Source organism: Agromyces aurantiacus, from assembly GCF_016907355.1.
GTDB lineage: Bacteria > Actinomycetota > Actinomycetes > Actinomycetales > Microbacteriaceae > Agromyces > Agromyces aurantiacus.
Genome location: NZ_JAFBBW010000001.1, coordinates 1,978,022 through 1,995,307 on the forward strand (window position 1 = coordinate 1,978,022; position 17,286 = coordinate 1,995,307).

The following is a 17,286-nucleotide window of genomic DNA, read 5'->3' on the forward strand; positions in this document are numbered from 1 at the left end:
CGCGGTCAGACCACGCGGCAGTGCGTCGTCAGCGACCCGATGCCCTCGATCGTGACCGTGACGGTCGAACCGTCGCGCAGGAACACCTGGGGGTTGCGCGAGTAGCCCGCGCCGCCGGGGCTGCCGGTGGAGATGAGGGTCCCCGCCGGCAGCGTGGCGGTCCTCGACAGGTAGGAGATGATCTCGGCGACGCTGCGCACCATCTCGTTGGTCGATGCGTCCTGCAGGATGTGCCCGTCGACGTTGGTCGTGAGCCAGAGGTCCTGCGGGTCGGCGATCTCGTCGGCCGTGACCACGACGGGGCCGGTCGGCGTGAAGCCGTCGAACGACTTGCACCGCGACCACTGGGCCTCGCTGAACTGGATGTCGCGGGCCGTGATGTCGTTGACGACGGTGTAGCCCCACACGTAGTCGAGCGCGTCGCGCACCGCGACGTCCTTCGCGGGGCGGCCGATGATCACGCCGAGCTCGGCCTCGTAGTCGACCTGGGTCGCGACGTCGCCCGCCCAGGTGGTGGTCTGGCCGTGCCCGGCGAGCGAGTTCGGCCAGAGCGAGAAGATCGTCATCGCCGACTCGGAGCGCAGCTTCAGCTCGGAGGCGTGCGCGGCGTAGTTCGCGCCGATCGCGAGCACCTGCGCGGGGCGGAGCACCGCCGAGGCGTGCCGCAGCTCGGCGACCGGCGTCGTCGGCGCGGCGGCGGCGAGTGCGTCGAACACGGCCGCGCGCACCGCGTCGAGCCCGTCGGCGCCGCGCTCGATCAGGCACTGGAGGTCGTGCGGGGCGTCGGCCATCACCTGGTCGAGGAAGAGCGCGTCGTCGCCGATCACCGCCGCGAGTCGTGGGGTCGGGTGGCCTTCGACTCGGAGGTGTGCGAACTTCACGTGTCTAGGCTATCGGCCGTCCGGCGAGCGAGCCTGTGCGAGGCGTACAACGAAATCGGCCGAACGCTCCCCGGCGGCGACAACGGCGCGCCTCGTGCTCAGGCGGATGCCGCGGCGCGCCAGAGATGCATCGACGCGTAGCTGCGCCACGGCGCCCACGCCTCGCCGCGCGCCGCGAGCGCCCTCGCGTCGCCCGGCAGCCCGAGGCGGAGCGCTCCGTTGCGGAGCGCGAGGTCGGAGACCAGCAGCTCGTCGGGTTCGCGCGTCACCCGCATGGCGAGGTAGCCCGCGGTCCACGGACCGATGCCGGGCACGGCGAGCAGTTCGGCGCGCAGCTCGGCGCGTCCGCGTTCGGGCGCGACGACGAGCGCGCCCAGCGCCAATCGTTCGCACACGTCGACGATCGTCCGGATCCGTGCGGCCGGGCCGCGCAGCACGGAGGCGCCGTGCGCCGCGATCGCCTCGGGCGCGGGGAAGAGCGTGCGGGCGCGTCCCTCGAACTCGACGCGCTCGCCGAGTTCGGCGGCGAGCCGGGTGAGCGACGTGCGGGCCGAGGCCACGGACACCTGCTGGCCGACGAGCGCGCGCACGACGAGTTCGTGCGGATCGAGCGTGCCGGGCATGCGGATGCCGGGGACGGCGGCGACGGACGGCGCGAGCGCGGGATCGGCGGCGAGGGCGGCGTCGATGGCGATCGCGTCGGCGTCGAGGTCGAACAGGCGCCGGACCCGCGCGACGAGCGGGGCGAGGTCGGCGAGGCTCGCGAGCCGCGCCTCGACGTCGATCGCCGGCGCGTCGCCCGCGGCCGAGAGCCGGACGAGCGCCGGACCGGTCGGCAGCTCCAGCGTGCGCTCGTAGCGGTCGGCGCCGGCCTCCTCGACGCCGGCGAGCGCACGGTCGGCGAGCCAGGCGAAGACGCCGGCGGCGTCGAAGGGGGGTCGGGCGGGCAGGCGCAGTCGCACGAGGCCCGCCTCGCCCGCGTCGGACCCCGCGTCATCCGTCGTGCCCGTCCGGCGTGCGGAACGGCGCTGCGCGAGCGCGCGCAGTTCGAGCGGGCTGCGCTCGTAGACGGCACGGATCGTGTCGTTGAACTGCCGGATGCTCCCGAAGCCCGACGCGAACGCGACGTCGGCGACCCGCATGGAGGTCGAGGTCAGGAGCGCGCGTGCGGTCTGGGCGCGGTGGGCCCGGGCCAGCGCGAGCGGTCCGGCGCCGAGCTCGGACGCGAGCACGCGCGTGAGGTGGCGCGGGGTGTAGCCCAGACGCGAGGCGAGGCCGGGCACACCCTCGCGCTCGACGACGCCGTCGCCGATGAGCCGCATGGCGCGCGCGGCGAGGTCGTCGTCGAGGTCCCACTCGGGGGAGCCGGGCACCGCGTCGGGCAGGCATCGCTTGCACGCGCGCAGCCCCGCCTCGTGGGCGGCGGCGGCGGTGCGGTAGAACGTCACGTTGGCCGGCTTGGGCGGCGCGGCGGGGCAGCTGGGCCGGCAGTAGATCCCGGTCGAGTGCACGCCGGTGATGAACTGGCCGTCGAAGCGGGCGTCGCGGGCGAGCATGGCGCGGTAGCGCTCGGCGAACGCCGGGTCGGCGAGGGGGTCGGCGGTCGTGGTCACCCCTCCAGCGTCGCACGGCCCGGCGACCACGGATAGCGGGAATCGGACATGGCTGCGACGGTTACGCTGTCGGCATGCCCGCCGACGTCGTGGAACAGCTCATCGATCTCCTCGGCGACGCGGTGATCGCCGACGGCCCCGCCATGCAGGCCGTGCGCGAGGACCGCTCGGGGTGGCGGAGCCCGCATCCTCCGCTCGCGATCGTGCACGCGGGCTCCGTCGAGGACGTGCAGGCCGTCATGCGCGTCGCGAGCGCCTCGGGCACGCCCGTCGTCCCGCGCGGCGCCGGCACGGGGCTCGCGGGCGGCGCGATCTCGAGCCTCGGCTCGATCGTGCTCGACCTCTCGCGCATGGACCGCATCCTCGAGATCTCCGACGTCGACGAGCTCGCGGTGGTCGAGGCCGGCGTGCTGAACGGCGACCTCGACCGGGCCGCGCGCGAGCGCGGGCTCTGGTACGCACCTGATCCCGCCAGCCGCGCGATCTCGTCGATCGGCGGCAACATCGCCACGAACGCCGGGGGGCTGCTCTGCGCGAAGTACGGCGTCACGCGCGAGTCGGTGCTCGGGCTCGTCGCCGTCCTCGCCGACGGCACGCTGCTGCGCACCGGGCACCGCACCGTCAAGGGCGTCACCGGCTACGACCTCACCGCGCTGCTCACGGGCTCCGAGGGCACGCTCGCCGTGATCGTCGAAGCCACCGTGCGACTGCGCCCGATCGTGCGCGGCGACACGCACACCGTCGCGGCCGCGTTCCCCGACGTCGAGTCGGCGGGCGTCGCGGTCGGCGGGGTCGCGGCGGCGCGCGTGCGACCCGCGCTGCTCGAGCTCATCGATCCGATCGGCCTCGCGCGCGTCGCCGAGTACCTCGGCCCGTCCGCGCTCGAGGGCACGCCGCTCGACGACCTCGCGCCCGGCGAGACGTTCCTGCTCGCGCAGTGCGACGCGGGCGACGCGGCCGACGAGGCCGAGTTCCTGGCGCGCGTCTTCGAGTCCGCGGGCGGGCGCGTGACGCGGTCGACGGATGCCGCGACGGGCGAGCGGCTGCTCGACATCCGCCGCGCGATGCATCCGGCGCTCGCCTCGCGCGGCAACGTGCTCATCGAGGACGTCGCCGTGCCGCGCTCGCGGCTTCCCGAGATGTTCCGCGCGATCGCCGAGATCGGCGCGCGCCACGACGTCGAGATCCCCACCCTCGCGCACGCGGGCGATGGCAACCTGCACCCGAACTTCGTGTTCGAGGGCGACAAGGTGCCCGAGCGGATCTGGGCCGCGGCCGACGAGCTGTTCCGCGCCGGCGTGCGCCTCGGCGGCACGCTCACCGGCGAGCACGGCGTCGGGCTGCTCAAGCGCCGATGGCTCGCCGAGGAGCTCGGCGACACGTCGGTCGAGCTGCAGCGACGCCTCAAGCAGGTCTTCGATCCGCAGGGCATCCTCAATCCCGGCGTCATGTTCGCACCCGTCCGCTCCGACGCCGACGCCGGCCTCGCTCGCTAGGCTTCGGGCGTGAGCCTCACGCCGCCGCCCGCCCCCGGTCCCCAGTCGAACGTCCCAGCCTGGCCGCCGGTATCGCCGCCCCGCCGCGGCGTCGGCGCCGGCCTCATCGTCGCGTTCGCCGTCGCGCTGCTCGTCGGCCTGCTCGTGCTCGGCTACCTCGCGGTCTCGCTCGGACTGTCGGTCGTGGCGACCGGCACGCTGCTCGCGCTCGTGCCGCTCGCGATCGTGCTGCTCGCGGTGCGCTGGGTCGACCGGTGGGAGCCCGAGCCGCGCTGGGCGCTGTGGTTCGCATTCCTCTGGGGCGCCGCGGTGTCGGTCGCGATCGCGCTGATCGTCGATCTCGGCGTGCAGCTCTTCACGGCGCTCTCCAACCCGGCGGGCGCGCCGACCGACGAGGTGATGCAGGCGGTCGTGCAGGCGCCCATCGTCGAGGAGGTCGCGAAGGGCTTCGGCGTGCTGCTCATCTACCTGTTCTCGCGCTCGCACTTCGACGGCCCGGTCGACGGCCTCGTCTACGCCGCGACGGTCGCGGCCGGCTTCGCGTTCACCGAGAACATCCTCTACTTCGGCGTCGCGCTCGTGGAGGGCGGCGCGGGCGAGCTCGGCATGACCTTCATCGTGCGCGGCATCTTCTCGCCGTTCGCGCACGTGCTCTTCACCGCGTGCACGGGCGTCGCGATCGGAATCGGTGCTCGGCGCGGTGCCGGGGCGGCGATCCTCGGATGGTTCCTGGCCGGCCTCGTGCCCGCCATCCTGCTGCACGCGTTCTGGAACGGCTCGCTCGCCTTCGCCGACGCGTTCCTGCTGTACTTCACGGTGCAGGTGCCGATCTTCATCGGCGCCATCGTCGTCACGGTCCTGCTCCGGCGCGAGGAGCAGCGGGTGACGCGCACGCGGCTCGCGGAGTACGCGGCCGCCGGATGGTTCAGCCCCGACGAGGTCGCGGGCCTTTCGACGGCGTCGGGCCGGCGCGCGGCGCTCGCCTGGGCCCGCGCCCAGCAGCCACCGCGCACCGAGGCGGTCCGACGGTTCATCGCGGATGCCACGCGGCTGGCGTTCACGCGGAACGCCCTCGTGACCGGCCGCGCCGACGTGCGCCGGCTCGATGACGAACGCGTCCTGCTCGACGCGGTGGCGCGCGACCGGCGCGCGATCGCCGGCTGAGCGCGGGCCGCGAGAGACCGACCGCGCGGTCCGGGCGCGCACGAGCCGGTCTATGCTTGCGGCATCCTGAATCGAGGGCGATCGGAGACGGCGTGCGCATGCCGAGCGAGGATCCGCGGGGGAGCGAAGCGAGCGACCTGCGCGACCGGCTGCTGCGCGCCCAGGAGGACGCGCTCGCGACCGGCGTCGTGCCGCTCAGCCTGCGTCCGGTCGTCCGTGAATCGTGGGAACGCGCCATCCGCGGGGCCATCGACCCCGACCGCGCGCTGCCCGCCATCGAACTCGACGACGGCGCGTTCCGGGAGTACCGCGCGACGCACGCCCTCGCGCCCGTCATGCCCGTCATCCGCCGCCTGCTCGTGGATGGCGCCGACGACGCCGGCCTCGTCGTCGCGGTCGGCGACGCGCAGGGGCGGCTGCTCTGGGTCGAGGGCGACGCGCACCTGCGGCGCCGCGCCGAGGACATGCTCTTCGTCGCCGGCGCCGACTGGTCCGAAGGGCGGATCGGCACGAGTGCGCCCGGGACCGCGCTGCAGCTCGACCGGGCCGTGCAGATCCGCGGGGCCGAGCACTACAACCGGATCGTGCACCCGTGGAGCTGCACGGCCGCACCCGTGCACGATCCCACCACGGGGGCCCTGCTCGGCGTCATCGACATCACGGGCACCGACCTCGCGGTCGCGCCGCACGCGCTCTCGCTCGTCTCTGCGACCGTCGCGGCGGTCGAGGCCGAGCTGCGCATCGCGAGCCTCGAGACCGCCGTGCGCGCCACCATCCGCCGCTCGCGCATGCGCGCGGTGCCCGCGCCCGAACGCACCCCGCTCACGGTGCTCGGCGAGCAGCGGGCCCGGCTCGGCGCGCTCGAGCTCAGCCCCCGGCACGCCGAGATCCTCGCGCTCCTGGCTTGGAACCCGCGAGGCATCGGCGCTGAGCGCCTGGCCGCGCTGCTGTACGAGCGCGACGCGTCGCCGGTGACGTTGCGGGCGGAGATCGCACGACTCCGCCGCGTGCTCGAGGCCGCGGGCGAGCCCGCACTCGAGTCGCGGCCGTACCGGCTGGGCCGCGAGCTCGACCTCGACGCCGCACGCGTCGCGCGGTTGGCCGGCCAGGGCGCGCTGCGCAAGGCCGTCGAGCAGTACCCCGGCCCCGTGCTGCCGGCCTCCACGGCGCCCGGCATCGTCGAGCTGCGCGAGGAACTCGCGAGCCGGATCCGCGAATCCCTGCTCGCCGACGCCTCGCCCGACCTGCTGCTCGCGTTCGCCGAGCGCGACGAGCACCGCTACGACATCGAGCTCTGGCGCGCGGCGCTCGAACTGCTGCCGGCGCGCTCGCCGCGGCGTGCCTCCATCGTGGCGCACCTCGAACGCATCGAGCAGGCGATGCGCTAGCGGCGCCGCAGCGCACTGCAACCCGATTGCAACCCCCGGGCAACCGACCTGCAACCGCCGCGCGCCTACGTTGTCGATCGCCCCACTCCGAGGGCATGACGACGACGTCACGAGGAGACACGATGACCGTGTACGCCGCGCCCGGCACCGCCGGCGCACTGATCCAGTTCAAGCCGCGCTACGAGCACTTCATCGGCGGCGAGTGGGTGAAGCCGGCCGGCGGCGCCTACTTCGACGACATCTCGCCCGTGAACGGCAAGCCGTTCGCCGAGGTCGCTCGCGGCACCGCGGCCGACATCGACGCGGCGCTCGACGCCGCGCACAAGGCCGCGCCCGCGTGGGGCCGCACGAGCGCCGCGCAGCGCGCCGCCATCCTGAACGCCATCGCCGACCGCATCGATGCGAACCGCGAGCTCCTCGCCGTCGCCGAGACGTGGGACAACGGCAAGTCGATCCGCGAGCCCCTGAACGCCGACCTGCCGCTCGCGAGCGACCACTTCCGCTACTTCGCGAGCCTCATCCGCGCGCAGGAGGGCAGCTTCACCCAGCTCGACGAGGACACCGTCGCGTACCACTTCGACGAGCCGCTCGGCGTCGTCGGCCAGATCATCCCGTGGAACTTCCCGCTGCTCATGGCCGTGTGGAAGCTCGCGCCGGCGCTCGCCGCGGGCAACGCCGTCGTGCTGAAGCCGGCCGAGCAGACGCCCGTCTCGATCCTCGTGCTCGTCGAGCTCATCGCCGACCTGCTGCCCGCGGGTGTGCTGAACGTCGTCAACGGCTTCGGCGTCGAGGCCGGCAAGCCGCTCGCCTCGTCGAGCCGGATCCGCAAGATCGCCTTCACGGGCGAGACCACGACGGGCCGGCTCATCCTGCAGTACGCGTCGGCGAACATCATCCCGTCGACCGTCGAGCTCGGCGGCAAGAGCCCGAACCTCGTGTTCGAGTCGGTCGCCGACCGGCGCGACTCCTTCTACGACAAGGCGCTCGAGGGCTTCAGCCTGTTCGCGTTCAACCAGGGCGAGGTCTGCACCTGCCCGAGCCGGTCGCTCATCCAGACGTCGATCTACGACTCGTTCCTGGGCGACGCGATCGAGCGCACCAAGCAGGCCCGGCAGGGCAACCCGCTCGACACCGAGACCCAGGTCGGTGCGCAGGCCTCGAACGACCAGCTCGAGAAGATCCTGAGCTACATCGACATCGGCAAGAAGGAGGGCGCGAAGCTCCTCCTCGGCGGGGAGCGCGTCGATCTCGGCGGCGACCTCAGCGAGGGCTATTACGTCGCGCCGACCATCTTCGAGGGCGAGAACCGCATGCGGCTCTTCCAGGAGGAGATCTTCGGCCCCGTCGTCGCGGTCACGAGCTTCCAGGACTACGACGACGCCATCCGCATCGCCAACGACACGCTCTACGGCCTCGGGGCGGGCGTCTGGAGCCGCAACGGCAACGAGGCGTATCGCGCGGGCCGCGACATCCAGGCCGGTCGCGTGTGGGTGAACAACTACCACGCCTATCCCGCGGGCGCGGCGTTCGGCGGCTACAAGTCCTCGGGCATCGGCCGCGAGAACAACAAGGAGGCCCTGGCCCACTACCAGCAGACGAAGAACCTCCTCGTCAGCTACAGCGAGAACCCCCTCGGGTTCTTCTGATCCGGATGCCGCTGATCTGAGATGGCGCAGACCATGTCGATCGACGAGCTGGCCGGCCGCGTGGTCGCGTCCGTCACGATCGAGGGCGACGTCTCGCCGCGGGTGGAGCTCACGCCCGCGGCGAGCGTCCTGCTCGCGACGCTCTGGGCGCAGCACGGCCCCCTGATGTTCCACCAGTCGGGCGGATGCTGCGATGGCAGCGCGCCGATGTGCTACCCCGCGGGCGAGTTCGCCACGAGCGCGGCCGACGTGCTGCTCGGCGAGCTCGACCTCGGTTCCGGCCGGGTCGTGCCGTTCTGGATGTCGGCCGAGCAGTTCGGCTACTGGCGGCACACGCACCTGACGGTGGACGTCGTCCCCGGACGCGGAAGCGGCTTCTCGCTCGAGGCGCCGCAGGGCGTCCGGTTCCTCATCCGCTCGCGGCTCATGGAGGAGTGAGCCGCCCGAGACCCGCACCACGGGGCGACGGACGCCCGCCTGCCCGTTCTTCTCGCAACGAAAGAACTCGTCGCCCCGTGGATGTGGCAATGCCGACATCTCGACGGAGCGACGAGCTCTTGAGGGCTTCAGCCTGCAAGATGTTCGCCGTTGGCGCAAGTGCGCGGTGGACGGTTGTCCGCGCCGGGGCTCTTCCGTTTGGATGGAGCCCATGACTGACACGAACAGCAAGCCCGAGGTCGACGCCCCCGAGGGCCCGGCTCCCGTCGAGCTCGTCATCGAGGACATCGTCGTGGGCGACGGCCCCGAGGCGACGCCCGGCTCGACCGTCGACGTGCACTACCTGGGCGTCGAGTACGAGACCGGCGAGGAGTTCGACTCGTCCTGGAGCCGCGGCCAGTCCATCAACTTCCCGCTCCAGGCGCTCATCGCCGGATGGCAGGAGGGCATCCCCGGCATGAAGGTCGGCGGGCGCCGCAAGCTCACCGTCCCGCCGCAGAAGGCGTACGGCCCGGCCGGCGGCGGCCACCAACTCTCGGGCAAGACCCTGATCTTCGTGATCGACCTGCTCGGCGTGAGCTGACCCGCCCCGCCACATCCGCGTCACCCGAAGGCCGGTGGACCGCTCGGTCCACCGGCCTTCGCCATGCCCCCGGCAGAAATTTCCATTCAGGTGCATCCGATTCCCGGGATGCGTGCGAAGTAGGTGGTGACAGGCACACTCGCTCGCCGCCCCGCCTCGCGGGGCAGACCTGGAGGGAAACCATGAAGAAGATCCTCGTCGCCGGGATCGGAGCGGGCGCGCTCATCGCGCTCGGCGCCGTCGCACCGGCCAATGCCGCGGAGGACAACGCGATGCTGTCCGTGCTCCACGGCGTCCCGGACCTCGTCGTCGACGTCTACGTCAACGACGAGCTCACGCTCGACGACTTCCAGCCCGGCGACCTCGCCGGCCCGCTCGAGCTGCCCGCCGGCACCTACTCGGTGGCGATCACCGCATCGGACGCCGCCGACGCGTCGTCGCCGGCGATCGGCCCGGTCGACCTGCCGCTCGAGGCCGGCGGGAACTACACCGCGGTCGCGCACCTCGACGCCGACGGCAACCCGACCGCGACGCTGTTCACGAACGACGTGTCGGACATCGCCGCCGGGCAGGGCCGGCTCACCGTGCGCCACACGGCCGCCGCGCCCGCCGTCGACGTGCTCGCGGGCGGCTCGCCGGTGATCACGAACCTCGCGAACCCCGACGAGGCGACGCTCGACCTGCCGGCCGGCACGGTCTCGGCCTCGGTCGCCGCAGCCGGCACCACCGACCCGGTGATCGGCCCGGCCGACGTCGACGTCGCCGAGGGCACGCTGACCATCGTGTACGCGTGGGGCAGCCTCGAGGACGAGAACCTCGCCCTCGCCGTGCAGACCGTGACCGGCATGCACTCGAGCCCCGACGGCGTGCCCGCCGGTTCGGCCGGCCTCGCCGCGACCAACTCGCCCGAGCAGCAGCTGCGGGTGTGGGGCGCCATCGGGTTCGGCGCGCTCGCGATGGTCGCGCTCGCTGCGGCCCTCCTGCGCAAGAGCGTGGCCGCGAAGGCGGAGCGCTGATCCGGATGGGGGACAAGGGGGTCGCGGCCGGGCTGATCGGGTGCCTGGCCGCGGCCTCCGCCGTGCTCGGCCTGCTGGCCGGGTGCGCCGCGCCGCCGCAGGGGATCGGCGGCGCGGCGTCCTCGGCGCCGACCGAGGCGGCCTCGGCGCCGACCGAGGCGGCCTCGCGCCCGGCTGCGGCCGCACCGCCCGCCGCCGTCCCCGACATCCCCAGGCAGTCGGCCGCCCTCGACGCCCTGCCGGCCGCGCCGCCCGCGCCCGTGCGGGTCGAGGTGCCCGCGCTCGGCATCGACGTGGAGGTGCGACCGGTGGGCCTCGACGACCAAGGCCGCATGGGCCTGTTCGACGATCCGGCCATCGCGGCGTGGTACCAGTGGGGGTCGGCGCCCGCGAGCGACGCGGGATCGACCGTCATCGCGGCCCACGTCGACTCGCTCACCTACGACCTCCTGCCCTTCGCGCGACTGAAGGACGCCGCGCCGGGCACCGAGGTGGTGGTGACGGATGCCGCGGGCACGCGTCACGCGTACGCGGTCGAGTCGCTCGCGGTCACCGAGAAGGCCGACGTCGACTGGGATGCCGCATTCGACCGCTCGGGATCGCCGCGACTGACCCTCGTGACGTGCGGGGGCGAGTTCGACTACGAGCAGCGCCGCTACCTCTCGAACCTCGTGGTGACGGCGCGCCCGGCCGGATAGCCGGACGACGATGCGTGGAGGGTGGATATGCTGATGCCGGTGCCGCAGGCGACCGCTGCCGCGCCGCCCGCGCCGATCGACGGCGTCGGGCTCGTCAGTGGTCGACGAAGGGGTGAGCGTCGCACGGTGACCATGGTGTCCTTCGCCGGCATCGACGACCACGCCCTCGGGCGCGAGTTCGCCGCGGGCGATGAGCGCGCCCTGCGCGAGGCGTACGCCCGGTGGTCGCCGCTCGTCTTCCGGCTCGCGCTGCGCTCGCTCGGCGACCGCACCGATGCCGAGGACGTCACGCAGCAGGTCTACATCTCGGCCTGGAAGGGCCGGCACACGTTCGACCTCGCCCGGTCGACCCTCAGCGCGTGGCTGGTCGGCATCGCCCGTCACCGCATCGCCGACGCGCACGAGGCGCGAGCCCGCGCCCGGCGCCTGGAGGAGACGCTCGTCCTCGAGGCCTCCGCCGGGTCGGAGGCCGTCGACGACGACCTCGCCGAACGCGTGATGGTCGCGGAGGAGCTCGAGCGGCTCGAGCCCGTCCCGCGACGCGTCATGAAGCTGGCGTTCTACGACCAGCTCAGCCATTCGCAGATCGCTGAGACCCTCGGGATCCCGATCGGGACCGTGAAGAGCCATGTCCGACGCAGCCTGACCAGGCTGCGGTCGCGATGGGAGGTGGATGATGGACCATATCGAGCCTGACGAACTCGCCGTGCTGGCGCTCGACGGGCGTGAGCCCGCCGACGCGGTCCGCGGCCACCTCGACACATGCCCGGAATGCCTCGCCGAGTACGACGCGCTCGTGCGCACGGTCTCGCTCGGCCGCGGCGGCGTGCCCGTCGACGAGCTGGAGGCGCCGCCGTCGTCGGTCTGGGCCGGCATCCACGGGGAGCTCGGACTCGCGTCGGAGCTCGCCGCGGATCCGCTCGCCGACTGGCGGACCGTCGTGATCGAGCGCGCGGCTGCGCCCGATGGCGCCCCCGAGGCGCCCGCTGATCGCCCGGCCGGGTCCGAGCGGATCGCGCCGGTGACTCCGCTCGCGCCGCGCCGACGCGCCCGCTGGCCGATCGCGATCGCCGCCGCGGCCGGCGGCATCCTCGCCGGGGTCGGCATCGGCGTCGCGGTCGCGAGTCTCGGCGGTTCGGGTGGCGGCACGTCGACCCCGTCGCCGGCGGTCGTCCTGGCCAGCGCCGACCTCGCCGCGTTCCCCGGGTGGGACGACGCGACGGGTCACGCGACGGTCGAGGAGGATGCCGACGGCGAGCGCTCGATCGTGGTCGACCTCGACGCCGCGGTGCCCGCCGGCGACGTGCGCGAGGTGTGGCTGATCCGCTCGGACGCCTCGGGGCTCGTGAGCCTCGGACTGCTCGACGGCGACTCGGGCCGGTTCGTCGTGCCTTCGGGCATCGACCTCGCGGAGTTCACGCTCGTCGACGTCTCGGCCGAGCCGGTCGACGGCGACCCCGCGCACTCGGGCGACTCGATCGTGCGCGGCGAGCTGGTCGAGAGCTGAGGTGGGCGCTCCCGCCCTGGCGTTCGCCCCGTACGCGGCGCTCTCGCTCGTGCACCTCGTGGTGCTCCAGGCGATGCCCGATCCCACGGCGGTGACGGCCACGAAGCTGCTGCTCATGCCGGCGCTCGCGGCGGGCGTGCTTCTCGCGCGACCGCCGCGGACGCGGTCGACCCTGCTGCTGCTCGCGGCGATCGCCCTCTCGTGGGCCGGCGATGCCGCGCTCACGGGTGCGGGCGCGGGATGGTTCGTCGCGGGCCTGCTCGCGTTCCTCGCCGCGCACGTCGCCTACGTCGTGCTGTTCGCGGGCTCGGGTCGCGGCCGGCGGATGCCGGCGTGGACCGCCGTCTACGCGGTCTGGTACGCGGGCTTCCTCGCGCTGCTCGCGCCGCACCTCGGCGCGCTGCTGGCCCCGGTCGCCGTGTACGGGCTCGTCCTCGGCGCGATGGCGGCGCTCGCGGGACGGCTCGGCGGGATCATCGCCCTCGGCGGGGCGCTGTTCGTGGTGTCCGACTCGGTGCTGGCGCTCGGCCGCTTCCTGCCCGGCTACGGGTTCGCGCTGCACGACCTCGCGGTCATGACGACCTACCTCGCCGCGCAGGGCCTCATCGCCCTCGGCATCCTCCGCCTCGCCGGGACCCCCGCCGTCAGTCGGGCGGGACGGGTGGCGGCGGCCCCGACGGCGGCAACCCCGGCTGCTCCGACCCCGTCGACGACGGATCCGGCGTAGCGGGCGGTCGACCCTCGGAGGGGCGGGCCGCTGCGCGCTCGGGTTCCGCGACATCGCGCACGCGGTCGACGAGGTCGCGCCACGGCCCCGTGACCTGGCGTTCGGCGAGCGTCGCCTCGTGCGGCTCGCAGCGGATCCGGTAGGTGTACCGGTCGGGCTCCGGCGGCGCCGGGGGCGTCTCGCTCCACGGGAGCCGCTCGATGAGCAGCACCCACTCCTCGGGATCGGGCTGGTCGTCGACGTTCACCGTCCACGAGAGCCGCAGCCCCGCGATGCCGCCGCTGCGCACGACCTCGACGTCCATGCGTCGGATGCTACTCCGGGTCGAGACCGACGGCGCGCCAGCCTCGGGAGATCGCGCGCGCCTCGCGCGAGCCGGCCCCGAAGCGCGCCCTCGCGGCGGCGAGCGTGGCCGCGGCGAACACGTCGAAGCCGTCGTCCGGACCGAGCACGCCGTCGGTCAGCGTGTCGTACCAGACCCGGCCCGCGTGCTCCCACGCGAAGCCGCCGAGCTCGACCGCGGCGAGCGCGAAGGCCCGGTTCGGGATGCCCGAGTTCAGGTGCACGCCGCCGTTGTCGTCGTCGGTGCGCACGTAGTCGCGGAAATGGGCGGGCTGCGGGTCGCGGCCGAGCACGTCGTCGTCGTAGGCGGTGCCCGGCTCGAGCATCGACCGGAGCGCGCGGCCCTGCACGAGGTCGGTGAACACGCCCTCGCCGATGAGCCAGGTCGCCGCACCGGCGTCCTGGCCCATCGCGTATTGCTCGACCAGCGCACCGAACACGTCGGAGACGTGCTCGTTGAGGGCGCCCGACTGGTCGCGGTAGCGCAGCCGCGCGGTCGCCTCGGTGACGCCGTGTGCGAGCTCGTGGCCGATCACGCTGAGCGACTGCGTGAAGCCGCGGAACACCTCGCCGTCGCCGTCGCCGAACACCATGCGCTCGCCGTCCCAGAAGGCGTTGTCGTAGCGGTCGCCGAAGTGCACGGTCGCCTCGAGTGGCGCGCCACCGCCGTCGATCGCGTCGCGCCCGTACACGCGGTGGAACAGCGCGAACACCTCGCCGAGGCCGTGGTACGCCTCGTCGACGGAGGCGTCGCCCGTCTCGGGCTCGCCTTCGCGACGCACGAGCCGCCCGGGCAGCGTCTCGAGGTGCTCGGCGTCGGAGATGCGCCGGTCGGGCGACGGCTCGGGTCGCTCGACCGCAATGGTCGGCGCCTCGGCCTCGCCCGAGGGCTCGAGGGACGGCCGGCCCTCGCGCGCCTCCTCGTGCGCGACGAGCGGCGGGTGGGCGGCCTCGGCGCGCAGGTCGCGCAGCGGCCGATCGCGCCGAAGCGACCGTCGTGCCGCTTCGGGCGCGACGTCGTAGTGCTCGGTCGCCTCGGCGACCCGACGCAGCAGCCATGGGGGCACGATGCCGGCGCGGGGTCGGCGTTCACGGGCGGCGGCGGCGGCCGGCGGCATCCGGGTCATGCGTCGATCGTGGCACGCGCCGCCGACAGGCCGCGGCGCCCCGCCGCCGTGTCGGGGCCCCGCCGTGCGAAGGTAGGAGGGTGCCCGTGACCGCCCCCGCCTCGATCGAGGTGCGCACGCATCCGATCGCGCTCGTGCCCGCCGCGCTCGTGTGCGGTGCGGCGATCCTGCTGTTCGGGTTCATGCAGAACCTCGCGGGCTACGCGGTGCTGGCCGCGGGGCTCGTCGCGGCGTGGCTCGTCGATCGCTCCGGGCGCACCGAGCGGCTGCTGCCCGACCTCGCGCTCATCGCCCTCGGGCAGGCGATCATCTCGACGATGCCGCTCGAGGCCGACATCTCGTTCCCCGCGATGGTGCGGTTCGCGCTCGTGCTCGGGCTCGCCGTCGCGGTGCCGTACCTGATCTCGCGCTACGTCTACCGCGAGCACGTGATCCGCTTCCCGTGGCGCACCGGCCGCCGCCGGACGCGCACCCAATGGCTCTACCTGATCGGCGTGACGTTCGCCGGATGGCTCATCCTGCCGTTCTACTTCATCACCTCGGGCGTGTACCAGAACTGGCCCACGGTGACGGAGCCGAGCGAGATCGCGCGTCTCTTCGTCGGCGTCAACGCGGTCGGCACGTGGGACGAGCTGTTCTTCATCTGCACGGTCTTCGCGCTGCTGCGCCGGCACTTCCCGACCTGGCAGGCCAACCTGCTGCAGTCGATCGTGTTCGTCTCGTTCCTGTGGGAGCTCGGCTACCAGTCCTGGGGGCCGCTGCTGACCATTCCGTTCGCGCTCATCCAGGGCTATACGTTCAAGCTCACGAAGTCGTTGACCTACGTGCTCGTCGTGCACCTCATCTTCGACGCGGTCGTCTTCTGCGTCATCGTGTACGCGCACAACGGGTGGCCGGCGATCTTCCCGCTCGTGCCGGCGTAGGCGGGCGCGAACTCAGCGCTCGGCGTCGGCCCCGTGCGCCGCGAGCCAGTCGAGCAGCACGGTCGCGTGGTTCGCGCGCTCGTCGCGGGCCCCGAACAGCAGCGTGACGTGGTCGTGCGTGCGTCCGGCGTCGAGGAGGGCCACGGCGGCCGGGTTCGCGTCCAGCTCGGCGCGATAGCGCGCGGCGAACTCGTCGAAGCGGGCGGGGTCGTCGCTGCGGTGCCACTCGGCGCGCAGGTCGGGGGAGGGAGCGACGTCCTTCGCCCACTCGTCGAGCTCGGCGCGCTCCTTGGAGACGCCGCGCGGCCAGAGCCGATCGACGAGCACGCGGTGCCCGTCGGAGGCCTCCGGCGCGTCGTAGATGCGCTTGATCGCGAACGCCATGACGCCATCCTGCACCCGGAACGCCGGCGCGCCTACCCGGCGGTGCGCGTCACGAGGAACGTGCCGTCGTCGTGCCATTCGACGACGAGGAGGTCGTTGTGCACGGCGTCACCGGCCACGCCGTCGCCGTCGTCGTCGCGACCGGTCGCGAGCCCGGCGGGGATCGGCGTGCGCAGGACCATGCCGTCGTCGGCGACATGCTCGAGCGAGGTGCAGTTCCAGATCATGCCGTCGGCGTCCAGGCGCACCACCAGGCAGGCGATCGCGGTATAGGAGACGGCGGCGTACACGCCCGCGCCGCGGATCTCGTCGGCCGGTCCGACGAGTTGCGCGATGCGGGAGGCCGGGAAGAGGTCCGTGAGCCAGCCCGGCATCGATCCCGGCGACCGGTCGCGGTCCCGGAAGACGTCGAAGGCGGCGCCGAGCGGCGCGTCCCAGGTGTTCGCCTCGGGCTCGGCACTCGGCGTGATCTCGACCCGCACGGCGGGCGGGCGGTGCGCGGCGTCGTCGGCCCACGACCACACGGCGACGAATCCCGCGCCGGCGAGCACGCCCATCAGGGCGGCGACCACGGCCGGCGGACGTCGACGCATGCGGCCCGACGACCGGGCGCGGCGCGCCGCGGCGCTCACGTCGGCCGCGCGCGGAGGCGGGGAGGCGATCGCCGTGGGCGGAGGCGCGTCGCCCGACGCATCCCGCCCGGCGCCCGTCATGTCGTCCAGCCGCAACTGCCACTCGCTGTCGCTCACCCAGACGCGGCGCCCGGTGACCGGATCGAGGTGCTCCTCGCGCGGGTCGTCCGCGCCCGCGCGGGAGTAGACCCGCGCCTCGAGTTCCGACCGCTTCATCTCGTCGAGCATCTCCGACGCCCCCACCGACAGGTTATACCTGAGGAATACTCGACCATGAACCGTGAACGGGGGCCGCTGGTCGCCGCCGCCGTCGGGTCGCGGCATCCGCTCTGCTAGACTCCTGAGGTTGCCGTGAATCGGCCGCGCATCAAGAGAGCCCAGGCATCCCGCCCCGGGCAGCGCGCAACGAGAAGGAAGGGGATCCCATCTATGGCTCTGGATGCAGAGAACAAGAAGGCGATCATCGAAGAGTACGCGACGCACCCCGGTGACACTGGATCCCCCGAGGTCCAGATCGCGATCCTCACCAAGCGGATCAAGGACCTCACCGAGCACCTCAAGGCGCACAAGCACGACCACCACTCGCGTCGTGGCCTGCTGCTCCTCGTCGGTCAGCGTCGTCGTCTGCTCGGCTACCTCGCCGACGTCGACATCAACCGCTACCGCTCGCTCATCGAGCGTCTCGGGCTGCGCCGCTGAGCGACGCACCCGCCGCGGCTCT

19 protein-coding genes are annotated in these 17,286 nt (G+C 73.4%); 13 read left to right on the forward strand and 6 right to left on the reverse strand.

The features are described 5' to 3' along the window. Positions 1–5: 5 nt before the first annotated feature. Together JOD46_RS09325 and JOD46_RS09330 are read right to left on the reverse strand one after the other, a co-directional pair. The gene (locus JOD46_RS09325; protein ID WP_204393634.1) at positions 6–881 is read right to left on the reverse strand and encodes a fumarylacetoacetate hydrolase family protein; all 876 of its coding nucleotides are present in this window, start codon (positions 879–881) and stop codon (positions 6–8) included. Between the two features lie 98 nt (positions 882–979). After that, positions 980–2,494, reverse strand: coding sequence for an AlkA N-terminal domain-containing protein (locus JOD46_RS09330; RefSeq protein WP_307834981.1), 1,515 nt, complete (start codon positions 2,492–2,494; stop codon positions 980–982). A gap of 74 nt (positions 2,495–2,568) precedes the next feature. Between JOD46_RS09330 and JOD46_RS09335 the strand changes: the two genes are divergently transcribed. The 11 genes from JOD46_RS09335 to JOD46_RS09385 all read left to right on the forward strand — a co-directional run bounded on the left by JOD46_RS09335 (position 2,569) and on the right by JOD46_RS09385 (position 13,157). Then, the gene (locus JOD46_RS09335) at positions 2,569–3,990 is read left to right on the forward strand and encodes an FAD-binding oxidoreductase (RefSeq protein WP_204393636.1); all 1,422 of its coding nucleotides are present in this window, start codon (positions 2,569–2,571) and stop codon (positions 3,988–3,990) included. A 9-nt stretch (positions 3,991–3,999) separates the two neighbouring features. Further along, positions 4,000–5,154: a PrsW family intramembrane metalloprotease gene (locus tag JOD46_RS09340; RefSeq protein ID WP_204393638.1), complete on the forward strand. Its 1,155-nt coding sequence runs from the start codon at positions 4,000–4,002 to the stop codon at positions 5,152–5,154. A gap of 98 nt (positions 5,155–5,252) precedes the next feature. After that, complete coding sequence (locus JOD46_RS09345) at positions 5,253–6,542, forward strand: GAF domain-containing protein (RefSeq protein ID WP_204393640.1); 1,290 nt, start codon at positions 5,253–5,255, stop codon at positions 6,540–6,542. A gap of 122 nt (positions 6,543–6,664) precedes the next feature. Next, complete coding sequence (gene exaC / locus JOD46_RS09350; RefSeq protein ID WP_204393642.1) at positions 6,665–8,188, forward strand: acetaldehyde dehydrogenase ExaC; 1,524 nt, start codon at positions 6,665–6,667, stop codon at positions 8,186–8,188. A 21-nt stretch (positions 8,189–8,209) separates the two neighbouring features. Next, positions 8,210–8,626: a DUF779 domain-containing protein gene (locus JOD46_RS09355; RefSeq protein WP_239562668.1), complete on the forward strand. Its 417-nt coding sequence runs from the start codon at positions 8,210–8,212 to the stop codon at positions 8,624–8,626. Positions 8,627–8,837: 211 nt separating this feature from the next. Then, positions 8,838–9,209, forward strand: coding sequence for an FKBP-type peptidyl-prolyl cis-trans isomerase (locus tag JOD46_RS09360; RefSeq protein ID WP_204393644.1), 372 nt, complete (start codon positions 8,838–8,840; stop codon positions 9,207–9,209). Positions 9,210–9,391: 182 nt separating this feature from the next. Continuing rightward, a complete protein-coding gene (locus JOD46_RS09365; protein WP_204393646.1) occupies positions 9,392–10,225 on the forward strand; it encodes a DUF4397 domain-containing protein in 834 nt (277 codons plus the stop codon). Positions 10,226–10,230: 5 nt separating this feature from the next. Next, complete coding sequence (locus JOD46_RS09370) at positions 10,231–10,923, forward strand: class F sortase (protein WP_204393648.1); 693 nt, start codon at positions 10,231–10,233, stop codon at positions 10,921–10,923. 39 nt (positions 10,924–10,962) lie between these two features. Then, complete coding sequence (locus JOD46_RS09375; RefSeq protein WP_307834982.1) at positions 10,963–11,619, forward strand: sigma-70 family RNA polymerase sigma factor; 657 nt, start codon at positions 10,963–10,965, stop codon at positions 11,617–11,619. Beyond that, a complete protein-coding gene (locus tag JOD46_RS09380) occupies positions 11,597–12,430 on the forward strand; it encodes an anti-sigma factor (protein WP_204393650.1) in 834 nt (277 codons plus the stop codon). The genes JOD46_RS09375 and JOD46_RS09380 overlap by 23 nt, the downstream gene beginning before the upstream one ends. A 1-nt stretch (position 12,431) precedes the next feature. Next, on the forward strand, positions 12,432–13,157 hold the full coding sequence (locus JOD46_RS09385; protein ID WP_307834983.1) for a lysoplasmalogenase: 726 nt from the start codon (positions 12,432–12,434) through the stop codon (positions 13,155–13,157). On the opposite strand, the gene JOD46_RS09390 is transcribed toward JOD46_RS09385, so the two are convergent. Both JOD46_RS09390 and JOD46_RS09395 read right to left on the reverse strand, forming a co-directional pair. Then, complete coding sequence (locus JOD46_RS09390; protein ID WP_204393652.1) at positions 13,075–13,461, reverse strand: protealysin inhibitor emfourin; 387 nt, start codon at positions 13,459–13,461, stop codon at positions 13,075–13,077. The genes JOD46_RS09385 and JOD46_RS09390 overlap by 83 nt on opposite strands. 10 nt (positions 13,462–13,471) lie before the next feature. Beyond that, complete coding sequence (locus tag JOD46_RS09395) at positions 13,472–14,626, reverse strand: M4 family metallopeptidase (RefSeq protein WP_239562670.1); 1,155 nt, start codon at positions 14,624–14,626, stop codon at positions 13,472–13,474. 86 nt (positions 14,627–14,712) lie between these two features. Here JOD46_RS09395 and JOD46_RS09400 point away from each other — a divergent pair, with 86 nt between their 5' ends. Continuing rightward, positions 14,713–15,549, forward strand: a complete 837-nt coding sequence (locus JOD46_RS09400; RefSeq protein ID WP_372432354.1) for a CPBP family glutamic-type intramembrane protease — start codon at positions 14,713–14,715, stop codon at positions 15,547–15,549. A 12-nt stretch (positions 15,550–15,561) separates the two neighbouring features. Here the strand turns inward: JOD46_RS09400 and JOD46_RS09405 are convergent, their stop codons facing one another. Next, complete coding sequence (locus JOD46_RS09405) at positions 15,562–15,933, reverse strand: DUF488 domain-containing protein (protein WP_204393656.1); 372 nt, start codon at positions 15,931–15,933, stop codon at positions 15,562–15,564. 32 nt (positions 15,934–15,965) lie between these two features. Further along, complete coding sequence (locus JOD46_RS09410) at positions 15,966–16,808, reverse strand: hypothetical protein (RefSeq protein ID WP_204393658.1); 843 nt, start codon at positions 16,806–16,808, stop codon at positions 15,966–15,968. Between the two features lie 186 nt (positions 16,809–16,994). Between JOD46_RS09410 and rpsO the strand changes: the two genes are divergently transcribed. Then, positions 16,995–17,264: a 30S ribosomal protein S15 gene (gene rpsO, locus JOD46_RS09415; protein WP_092670694.1), complete on the forward strand. Its 270-nt coding sequence runs from the start codon at positions 16,995–16,997 to the stop codon at positions 17,262–17,264. The last annotated feature ends 22 nt before the right edge of the window (positions 17,265–17,286 follow it).

What these genes read in the sequence shown, in the direction of transcription:
- JOD46_RS09335 (WP_204393636.1), top strand. Translation starts at nt 2,569, where the DNA reads ATGCCCGCCGACGTCGTGGAACAGCTCATCGATCTCCTCGGCGACGCG.
- JOD46_RS09345 (WP_204393640.1), top strand. Translation starts at nt 5,253, where the DNA reads ATGCCGAGCGAGGATCCGCGGGGGAGCGAAGCGAGCGACCTGCGCGAC.
- exaC (WP_204393642.1), top strand. Translation starts at nt 6,665, where the DNA reads ATGACCGTGTACGCCGCGCCCGGCACCGCCGGCGCACTGATCCAGTTC.
- JOD46_RS09355 (WP_239562668.1), top strand. Translation starts at nt 8,210, where the DNA reads ATGGCGCAGACCATGTCGATCGACGAGCTGGCCGGCCGCGTGGTCGCG.
- JOD46_RS09360 (WP_204393644.1), top strand. Translation starts at nt 8,838, where the DNA reads ATGACTGACACGAACAGCAAGCCCGAGGTCGACGCCCCCGAGGGCCCG.
- JOD46_RS09365 (WP_204393646.1), top strand. Translation starts at nt 9,392, where the DNA reads ATGAAGAAGATCCTCGTCGCCGGGATCGGAGCGGGCGCGCTCATCGCG.
- JOD46_RS09370 (WP_204393648.1), top strand. Translation starts at nt 10,231, where the DNA reads ATGGGGGACAAGGGGGTCGCGGCCGGGCTGATCGGGTGCCTGGCCGCG.
- JOD46_RS09380 (WP_204393650.1), top strand. Translation starts at nt 11,597, where the DNA reads ATGATGGACCATATCGAGCCTGACGAACTCGCCGTGCTGGCGCTCGAC.
- JOD46_RS09390 (WP_204393652.1), bottom strand. Translation starts at nt 13,461, where the DNA reads ATGGACGTCGAGGTCGTGCGCAGCGGCGGCATCGCGGGGCTGCGGCTC.
- JOD46_RS09395 (WP_239562670.1), bottom strand. Translation starts at nt 14,626, where the DNA reads ATGACCCGGATGCCGCCGGCCGCCGCCGCCGCCCGTGAACGCCGACCC.
- JOD46_RS09405 (WP_204393656.1), bottom strand. Translation starts at nt 15,933, where the DNA reads ATGGCGTTCGCGATCAAGCGCATCTACGACGCGCCGGAGGCCTCCGAC.
- rpsO (WP_092670694.1), top strand. Translation starts at nt 16,995, where the DNA reads ATGGCTCTGGATGCAGAGAACAAGAAGGCGATCATCGAAGAGTACGCG.